Source organism: Pseudomonas sp. FSL R10-0399, assembly GCF_009600165.1.
In the GTDB taxonomy this organism is placed as follows: Bacteria; Pseudomonadota; Gammaproteobacteria; order Pseudomonadales; family Pseudomonadaceae; genus Aquipseudomonas; species Aquipseudomonas helleri.
Genome location: NZ_WIWK01000073.1, coordinates 23,296 through 32,054, shown reverse-complemented (window position 1 = coordinate 32,054; position 8,759 = coordinate 23,296). Strand labels below are relative to the sequence as shown.

Genomic DNA, 8,759 nt, shown 5'->3' with positions numbered 1-8,759 from the left:
GGCGCTCTCTCCTTCTGCCCGGACTTCGACGGTCTTGATGATCATGTCTCCGCCAGAGGCGTAGCACTGTTCGATTGCGCTCATGCGATACCTCCTATCCAGCTTGGCGTTTCAGACCGTAGGCGGCCTCGAGTGAATCTGACGCCTCGTTTCCTCCGGATCGAATCTGCGCTGCCCATAGGTTCAGGTATTCAGAGCCATCAGAATTGGTGCCTCGCTCGCTTTGCCCTGCACGAGACCTGTCCTCGATGAGATTTACTGTCAGGCCTTTCCCGCCTGCCCTTCCGCCTTGCGCGACCTGCTCCAGCGTACGATCCAACTTGGCACTGGTCTGAGCAGTAGTAACCCGCTCACCCTTTTGCAGCAACCAGGTGCCGGTTTCCGGTACCGCATCGATGCCGTCGTGCGCCATACCGGCCACAGAGCCGATCATCCCCATGAAACTGCCCGCTGCACCCAGGGCAGAAGCCGCAGCCGCCGGCGCCGCAAATGGGCCAACGATAGGAATGGCTGCCGTTGAGGTGAAAGCGTTCAAAGCAGCCATGGCAACCTGAGCCGTACCCCATTGAATCAGCATCTTCAGCGCGGAACTGGCGAACGTCGCGGCCATGTCCGAGAAAGACAGCTTGCCGGTGGTCACGAAGTTGTACAGCGCGTCATTCATGCCGGAGAAGGCATCGGTGAACATATCCTTGGTCTGGCCGGAAATGTCCCTGCTCTGATCCAGATAGTTATTCCAAGCATCGCCCACACCGTCCATCCAGTTGCTCTGGGCGGCATCGAGCTGGTTGTAATAGTCCTGCTGGATCACCATGCGTTCGGCGAGTGCCTCGCTGAGCAGCTCGGTTTCCTGCTCGTACAGCTCCTGACTGATATCACCAGCATTGCGCTGTTTGAACAGGTCAGAGACCTGCTTGTCATGCTCCTGTTGGATTTCCAGATCAGCCTGTAGACGCTCTTTCAGCTTATCGCCGGAGCCTGCGCCGGATAGTTCAATTCTGTAACCCTGCCTGATCGTTTGATTGGTGTCTTTCAGGGTTGCTCCGAATGCAGCCAGCTTGGCGGCGTCTTCGTTGGCCTGTTTCAGCTGTTTCAGGCTGTCCAGTTCGACAGCCAGACCTTCAAGGCGCTTTTGCTGCAGGGCATTGATGCCTACCAACTTGCCGCTTTCAATCTCAAACTGCAGCTTGGCTACTTCCGTGGCATTTTTACGCGCATCAGTGGTGGTATTGATAAGCTCGATTTGACGCTGATAATCCTCTTCCGTAGACGCGAATTTCTTCTGCACCTCGGAAACCGACTTGGTGTCAGCTTTCTGCATTTTGAGACTGGCATTAACCTTGTCGATCGCAGCAGCGTGCTTGAGCGCTTCTTTTTCAGACTCTGGATCCAGCTTGAGAATGCCTGCGGAAAGCTGCGCCCGAAGTTTTTCAACCTCAGTCAGCTTTCCGGCGACGACTGCCTGTTTTTTCAGACTGTCCAGATAGCTCTGGCCCGCTTTGTCGCTGGCAAATCGCACACCATTCAGCTCTGCCTGAGTTTTCTGGATGGCGCCTTTGAGCGCCTCTACCCGCTCGCCTGCCTGGTCCAGCGGCAACGCAAAAGGCACGTCACCGCCCGAGTCAGCGCCCGACTGCAAGCGGTCGTACACCTCTTCAGCATTTTTGAGTTCAGATTGAAGGCCATCAAGGGCGCCGCTCAGCTGTTCAAACGAACGCTTACCCAGATCATCAGGCAACATCCCTTTAACAGCACGACGAATGCGCGTAGACGCATCATCAAATGCGTTTGCAGCCTTGCTTGTACCTTCTTCAGCTTTGTCGCCAAAGTCCAAAAACGAATAGGCGATAAGGCCCACAGTGATAATCAATCCGGGCCAGCCAGCGGCCAGAGAAAGCAAGGCGCGGCCTGCTTTTGCAGCCATCGCAAAAGCTGCGCCAAGAGCAGTGCTACTGGCGGCCCATGCGGCCATTGTTGATGTTGCGGCCACTTGTGCTACGGCCAGTTGACCATTGACCACGGCAAGCGCTTCAGTCGCAACGGTGCGTTGTGCCAGGGATGCAGTGACGGCCGCAGAACCGGCAATGGTGGTTGCCGTCAACTGCGCCTCGGCGGCGGTAAGCTGCCGAATGATTGCCGTTTCTGCCAATCGCAGCTCGGCCATCCGGGCGACAGATTGTTGCCGGCCAATATCTGAAATTTGCGCACGCAGGCGTTGCTGCTCAAGTTCGAGCTCGGCCACTAATGCCTGGCGGACAGTTTGCAGGCGGGCCAAATCAGCCGTCTGCACCTGACGCGATGCCAGTACCGATGCTTCAGCGCTGGCAACAGAGCTTCGCGCCCGCGCCAAATCTGCAACAACTCCTGCCTTTACAGCCTCAAGCCTACGCACTTCACCCGCCGCAGCAATCGAATTCGCAAGTGTCAATTCTGCGGCGGCTTTAACATTGACCCGCATCGCATATGCACTGCTAAGTAGCCCTCCTGCGACTCTACCTAAAACCACATAGAGGCCGACCTCCAGAACTTTTGAGAAATTTTCAAACTTTGCAGAGTCGAGCGATTTCGAAAGAGCAAGTAAGGCTGATGTTGCAGTTGTTGATGCACCCGTAACCTGATCCATGGTTCCAACGTACTTGGTCAAACTGTTTTCAAGTACGGTGAAAGCGCCTTTTATCGAAGTTTGTGACCGGGCAAATTGATCATCAATGGAGCGACCCTGACTCAAAATCGATCGGAACAATTTTTCCGAAGTGATTGCACCCGCCTCACCCAATTTACGCAGATCACCAACAGCAACGCCTAAACCATCAGCAATCGAACGGGCAAGCCCTGGGGCCTGCTCAAGAACGGAGTTCAGTTCTTGTCCACGCAAAACGCCAGACGCAAAAGCCTGACCTAACTGAACCAAAGCACCTGCTGCAGCCTCAGCTGAGACGCCACTGGCAGACATTGCCTTGCTAATGGACTCTGTGACCCTTACGACCTCGGATTGATTAACTCCCAACGACTCTGTGGTTGACGCAATTCTTTGATAGAGCTCAGCCGTGGGCTCAAGAGCAGATTGAGAGCGCTGAGCCACCGCGAATACTTCTTGTGTCGCTGCGGCCAGCTCTAACTGACTGCTGGTTACTTGCTTCAACCTATTTTGTACTGAGGTCCAAGTTTCGGCATAAGCGATTAGCTCACGTGTGCCCAGATACCCTACAGCAGCAACTCCAATTGATTTAAGTGAGCTGACTATCTGGCTACTCGCGCTTTGGGTAGACCTCTCAATTTGCCCCATGCGGTTTGTTGCCGTTCGAGCAGCTCGATCCATACCCTGCTCAAAGCCGCCAATGCGCGCAATGAGATCGAGCGTCAGCGTGCCGAGTGAGCGCGAGGCCATTTATCAATCTCCAGATGTGAAAAAACCCGCCGAGGCGGGTTTTGGTTTCGTGTACTGACTATCGCTGAGAGGGCAAAGGCGATTTCCCACAATGCGGGCATACCAGATGAGCTTTGGCGAAAGCCGTAGAACATCTTGAGCACATAATTTCGTCAGGCGACGGAGTGCTTTTCGAGATTCCCGAATCAGCTGCAGCCTCAAATTGGGGCTCCAACTCATCAGCACATAATGCGACTTCGAGTTGCTTCTCCCGCTCTTTCGTCTGGCTGGCTTCTTCGAGATAACGCTTGTTGAACTCTATATTTTTGTCTGCGAGGCGCTCACTAGCAGTTTTAGAACGAGAGATAAGCCATAAAAATATGAAAATCAATGGAACAGCCACAACTGCAACAATTATGGCTGCAACAAAGAATGCCCCGTATGCGGCTACTGCAATCGCAACCAGCCAAAGTAACCCCGGAGCAAGAATGAGGGCAATGACGATAAGGACCAATAAAATGGCTAACTGCACGGGTGATTCCTCCCTGAAATGGGCGGCAATCTAACACTATCGCCCGGAAGCGCCCAACCGCAAGCCACTTACTGCCATGTCGCCATAGCCTCTTCCAGGCTGATCGTTGCCTGAGCCTGGCTGTAAACCATGAAATCGCTGAGGTCCATTTTTCCGCCGGCCACCTTGCTGGTCAGGTGGGTCAACAGCGCGAAGTGACGCTCCAGGCGCCGGTTTTGATCGAGAGTGCCGTACTTTTCTCGATAAGCGATCCAGTCCAGCACTTCGCGGTGGGTCAGCCGCTCCTTGGCTTCGGCAATGGTGCTGCCTCCGATGCGGTTCAGCACCAGTTCGTGCCAGAACTCATCGGAGGCGCTTAGTTTTTTGCTTGATCCTTCCCGGTGCCATTGGCTTCATTGACCGCGGTGAGGATGGCAAAGCCCAGGGACGACTCCAAGCTGAAGGCATCTTCGTAGCTAAGCGCTTCAGCACCCTCTTCACCCAGGAACACGCTGGCCGCGATGTATTTGGCGTTGCGGCTTTGCTCAGCTTCGTCCGGGGCAAATAGGCGTTCGATGACACCGAACGACTGGCGGCGGATATGTACGTTGAATTTATCAGTCACGTCCTTGCCGGTGGCCGGGTCGGCGTGGACCCAGGTGACTTCTTTTTTAACCAGTGCGCCGTCGACGATTCCGCCTTTGGCTTTGATTTGCTTGAGATTCATGGAAAGCCCTTAGATGGTTTTGCGAATCCAGGCGAGACCGCCGGAACGCTGAATGGAAACGGTCGAGGCAACCACTGCGTTTGCCGCGAAAGAAAACGGGAAGTCGGCCACATAACCCTCAAAGGCACACCAGGTGCGCGTCTTCGGGAATTCAAAATCGTCACCTGCCTCATTCAAGGTCGGAGGTGCTTCCCCATCGGCCCAGCCAATGGCCCACTTGATATTGTCTTCACCATCCGCTTCCGACAGCTGATGCATGCGGACGTGGCTTGCATTGGTGGGGTCGGCGTTGAGGCCAATGGATGCCTGGCCCGGGGTGCGCAGACCTTTTTTGTAGCGGCGCTCTTTCTGGCTGAGGCAGGTGTCTTCAATCTGGTCTGCCGGTGAGCCCGCCGGGTCGAAGGTGGTGATGCACTCCACCTCCATGACGGTCAACGGGCCGGTACCGGGCAAGGCCTGCACAAGGATGTAGGCCTGCGTGCCCTGTGTGAGAACGGACATGGGTGTCTCCTTTAAACGAAAAAGCCCGCTCAAGGCGGGCTGGGGGCGGTGTTGGTTTAGCGCGGTACCAGCCAATCCACATCGAAGCTGTAGCGGTAGGTCTTGGTGGCCGGGTCGTGTGAGTCGCCGCCCCAGCGCGCAATATTGGCCTTGAGTTCAATAGCGTTTCTGATGGCTTTGGCAACGTCACGTGCCTGTGTCACGGAGAGCCCGTAAACATCGATTTGCAAGCTGAAACCGTCGATGTCCGGGCGGTGAGCAAGATAATTTTCAGGGTTGCCGCCTACCGTCTGCCACACCACATAGGGCTTGGCGACACCTTCGGGCGCCTCGCCAAAGGGGTAGATCCGCACGGGCAAAACGCCCAGCAAGGCCGTTACCGCAGGGTCAGCGGCGCACACGGCGAATATCGGCGCATACATCAGCGTGCCCCCAGCAAAACGTTGATTTCAGTGTTCAGCACCGCGACAAAGCGATCGGTGACCGCCTGCAAGTTGCTGGAAAACGCCGGACGCATAAACGGCACCGCAGGGTTATGTTCGGTACCGAGCTCGATATAACGCCAGTGCCGGGTGTCACCGCCCGGGTTGCCGGAAGCATCCTTGCTGTGCTGGTTGGAACCCGAGCCGCCGCGCACGCCGACCCGCATCACCACTCCGCCTTCGCGCTTGGACTGCTTGCTCGACTCCTGGGTGACCAGGTTGCGGAACACCTTCTCTTTGGTGGCCGGGTCGTCGATGGCCTTGGCGTTGGCTTTCGCGGCGTCACGCACGATGTTCATCGCCGCCCTGGCCGCTTTGCGCAGCCCTTTCTTTTGCAGCCGTGGGCCAAGGGTGCGTATTTTGTCGACTACGCCGTTAAGCCCCTGAATATTGAAGTGCATACCGTCAGCCATCATTCACCCCCGTAGCGACAACAAGGGTCAGGTACTCCAGGCCCGAGTTTCTGTCCGGGAGTGGCTGACCGATGATTATGAAGATTTGCCCGCGATGCAGTACGCGCATGGTTGGCAGCACACCCGGGCGATAGCGGATCGTGATCCGCCCGCTGGCCTGGGACTGGCTTGCTTGCGCGGCAATCAGGTCGCGGGCGCTGAGTGGGTCGACTGCCGCCCATACACGCGCAAACTCAACCCAGGCCGTTACTACCTCGCCTGTGACCGGGTCTTGCTGTGTGGTTTGGTGCTGGATGACGATCGGGTGTCGCAGATCCCCCGCTCTCATGGCTCAGGCTCCTTTCTGGCCGGGCCTGTGAAGTTGCGGGACGACCACAGCAACGACTCCACCCCGAGCGGCACCTTGTCCGCCGTGGTGCCCACAACAACCGCTTCGCGGACGGCGTAGGAGTTGCCAAGCAGCAATAGCAACGCTGATTTGAATGATGCGGGTATGTCGCTGGCTTGAAGAAATTCAGGGTTGTCGCAGAACCACAAGGCCCAGGCCAAAGCAGACTCGGCATACAGCTCGATCAGGTCGTCGTCCTCCTGGTGATCGACCCGCAGGTGCTTGCGCATCAGCTCAATCGACAGCAGATCCGCAACGGTGATGGTCATTTTTTCGAGCCTTTCTTCTCAAGGTCGACCGGAGTTGTGGGCTCTGGCTCTGGCTCTGGCTCTGGCTCTGGCTCTGGCTTCAGGATTGGATCGGCATCGACGTCTTCTGCCAAGCCCATTCCGATCAATGCTTCTGCATATTCGTCTTTTACCACCCGCACTTCGAACTGGTCGAAGCTGCCAGCGTGATAGTGCGAGAACTGACGCAGTGCGCGAATTTTGGTCATTGCGGTACCGGGACAGTTGCCTGCCCCGCCTCGATAATCAGCCGCCTGCAGCTGGGTTGAAAGTGCCTTTGATGATCGCGGTTGGGCGGTAGTGAGACAGGGCCAAACGCTCTTCACACAGGATGGTCAGCATGTTTTTGACGAAGTTGTCGCGGTCTTGGTTGCTGACCTCGACCGTAGCGTCCATGCAGTCCCAGACCTGCGAGGCGAGATCAAAACCGCCCACGGTGAAAGTGCCCAGCGCCTGGGTCTTTGTGGCTACCACGGGCAGGCCCCACATGACCTTCGCCGCAAACGCGGCAGGGCCACCGAAGAGGTAACGACCATCCGCGTCTTTCAGCAGCGCAATCGCATGCCAGTCGCGAGGGTTGAGGATCAAGCCCGAGGCCTCAAATTCGGATTCGCTGGTCTGGAAGATCGCATGGGCGATCTGGTCGGCGCGGGTATCGCCTTCCTTATCCAAGCCTGCATCGTAGGCCGTGGCCACCTTGTTCAGGCCGATCAGGTTGTCGCCCGTACCGTCACCGTTGAGCAACTGGCCCTCTTCCACCAGCGCCAAACCGAACAACAGCCGGTTGTTAACGTAGGATTCCAGCATCGGCGCGTCATCCATCACCTGGCGCGATGCCTGAATCCAGTGAGCGATGGTTTTGACGTTGGCGGTTTCTTTGGTGAAGGTCAGTTGAGACTCTGGCTTCAGAGTGCCTTCGGCCACCGATGCGGCGCTGTTGACGAAGACGTTTTCACGAACGTACTCGATTGCATTGGACGTGGTGCGGCCCTGGGCCAACAGGTCACGGATGGTTAGGCGGCGCAGGCCCGGCATCAGGATGCCAGGGTTTTGCTGCGCCTGAATCAGCGTGCCGGCAGAGCCCGCGCCACTGCCCAAAGCCTTGTTAAACGTCTTCACGTCAACTTTCCCGGAGGTCGAGCCGTTCCAGGACTTCTTGAGATCTTCAGCGGTGCGCTCGGCAAAGGACTTTTTGGTCTCTGGATTGTCCAGGCTGCCAGCCGCCAGTTTCTGCTCCAGATCAAACAGCCGGGTGCTGGATTTGGTCAGGTCGGCCTGGACGGTCTGCAGGTCGGTTTGCAATTTTTTGCTGATCTCGCCGGTGGCGGCGATCTCTTTTTTCTGCGCATCAAACAATTGGGTCATGTTCGTTTGTGCGGTTTCGATTGCCTTTTGGATATCAGCCAATTCGGACATGAATTAGTTTCCTACAGATGGGAAGGACTTGATGCGATCAAGGATCGCGTTGATTTCGCCACCTTCGGAGTCGCTCCGAACTGCGGACTTGATGCGGGCGATAAACGCCAACGCTTCGGACTTGGAGAGCCCGGCGGAATCTCTCAGCCAGTTCTCCGCGTCACGGATGGTTTCAATGGTGTCCATGCTCTTGAGCGCCGATACCGTGGCGTGCTCATTCGCGGGGAAGGTGCAAATGCTGATTTCGCTCAAGCGAGAGACGTTTTTGAACGAATGGCCGGTCGCAATGGGCGCGCAGTCACCTTTGGCCGCCGAGAACCCCACAGACATGCCGCCCACGGTGCCGTGGATCATTGCCGCCTTGAGCGCGTCCGACTGCGGGTTGCCGGGGGTCAGTTCACCCCGGACATGCAGGCCCGTGCTGTCCTCCGACAGATCCAGCCACTTGCCCACCGGGATTTCATTGCGCCGGTGGTTGAAGAACATCGCCACCGCCCGGGATTGGGTTTTCAGCGCGGTAGCAAAGGCGCCCGACTCAATGATGTCGCCGTCGCTATCGACCACGCTGAAGACGCTGGCATAGCCTTCGAAAATGCCTTGGGCGCCGCCGCTGGAAAACTTGATTGCGGCCTGATCGAAGGCCAGTGTTTTGCAAATGCTCGGCATT

The 8,759-nt window shown here is 56.8% G+C and carries 12 protein-coding genes; all 12 read right to left on the bottom strand.

Features of this window, described 5'->3' with window-relative positions:
- Positions 1–94: 94 nt before the first annotated feature.
- Entirely contained in the window at positions 95–3,388 is a 3,294-nt protein-coding gene (locus GHO41_RS19330) for a phage tail tape measure protein (protein ID WP_153434381.1), read from the bottom strand.
- Between the two features lie 58 nt (positions 3,389–3,446).
- The gene (locus GHO41_RS19325; protein WP_153434380.1) at positions 3,447–3,899 is read right to left on the bottom strand and encodes a hypothetical protein; all 453 of its coding nucleotides are present in this window, start codon (positions 3,897–3,899) and stop codon (positions 3,447–3,449) included.
- A 68-nt stretch (positions 3,900–3,967) separates the two neighbouring features.
- Positions 3,968–4,225 carry a hypothetical protein gene (locus GHO41_RS19320; protein WP_019829244.1) on the bottom strand — a complete coding sequence of 86 codons (258 nt, stop codon included), beginning with the start codon at positions 4,223–4,225 and terminating at the stop codon, positions 3,968–3,970.
- 29 nt (positions 4,226–4,254) lie between these two features.
- Positions 4,255–4,605: a phage tail assembly chaperone family protein, TAC gene (locus GHO41_RS19315; RefSeq protein WP_153434379.1), complete on the bottom strand. Its 351-nt coding sequence runs from the start codon at positions 4,603–4,605 to the stop codon at positions 4,255–4,257.
- 9 nt (positions 4,606–4,614) lie between these two features.
- Positions 4,615–5,106, bottom strand: coding sequence for a phage tail tube protein (locus GHO41_RS19310; RefSeq protein ID WP_153434378.1), 492 nt, complete (start codon positions 5,104–5,106; stop codon positions 4,615–4,617).
- 56 nt (positions 5,107–5,162) lie between these two features.
- The gene (locus GHO41_RS19305) at positions 5,163–5,528 is read right to left on the bottom strand and encodes a DUF3168 domain-containing protein (protein WP_153434377.1); all 366 of its coding nucleotides are present in this window, start codon (positions 5,526–5,528) and stop codon (positions 5,163–5,165) included.
- Positions 5,528–6,001 (bottom strand): HK97-gp10 family putative phage morphogenesis protein, encoded by a 474-nt coding sequence (locus GHO41_RS19300; RefSeq protein WP_153434376.1) that lies wholly within the window; start codon positions 5,999–6,001, stop codon positions 5,528–5,530. The genes GHO41_RS19305 and GHO41_RS19300 overlap by 1 nt, the downstream gene beginning before the upstream one ends.
- Positions 5,994–6,329: a phage head closure protein gene (locus GHO41_RS19295; RefSeq protein ID WP_153434375.1), complete on the bottom strand. Its 336-nt coding sequence runs from the start codon at positions 6,327–6,329 to the stop codon at positions 5,994–5,996. The genes GHO41_RS19300 and GHO41_RS19295 overlap by 8 nt, the downstream gene beginning before the upstream one ends.
- A complete protein-coding gene (locus GHO41_RS19290) occupies positions 6,326–6,658 on the bottom strand; it encodes a head-tail connector protein (RefSeq protein ID WP_153434374.1) in 333 nt (110 codons plus the stop codon). The genes GHO41_RS19295 and GHO41_RS19290 overlap by 4 nt, the downstream gene beginning before the upstream one ends.
- A complete protein-coding gene (locus GHO41_RS19285; RefSeq protein WP_153434373.1) occupies positions 6,655–6,885 on the bottom strand; it encodes a hypothetical protein in 231 nt (76 codons plus the stop codon). Before GHO41_RS19285 ends, GHO41_RS19290 begins: the two co-directional genes overlap by 4 nt.
- Before the next feature lie 37 nt (positions 6,886–6,922).
- Positions 6,923–8,092 (bottom strand): phage major capsid protein, encoded by a 1,170-nt coding sequence (locus tag GHO41_RS19280; RefSeq protein WP_153434372.1) that lies wholly within the window; start codon positions 8,090–8,092, stop codon positions 6,923–6,925.
- 3 nt (positions 8,093–8,095) lie between these two features.
- Positions 8,096–8,758 carry an HK97 family phage prohead protease gene (locus GHO41_RS19275; RefSeq protein ID WP_153434371.1) on the bottom strand — a complete coding sequence of 221 codons (663 nt, stop codon included), beginning with the start codon at positions 8,756–8,758 and terminating at the stop codon, positions 8,096–8,098.
- Position 8,759 lies beyond the last annotated feature (1 nt).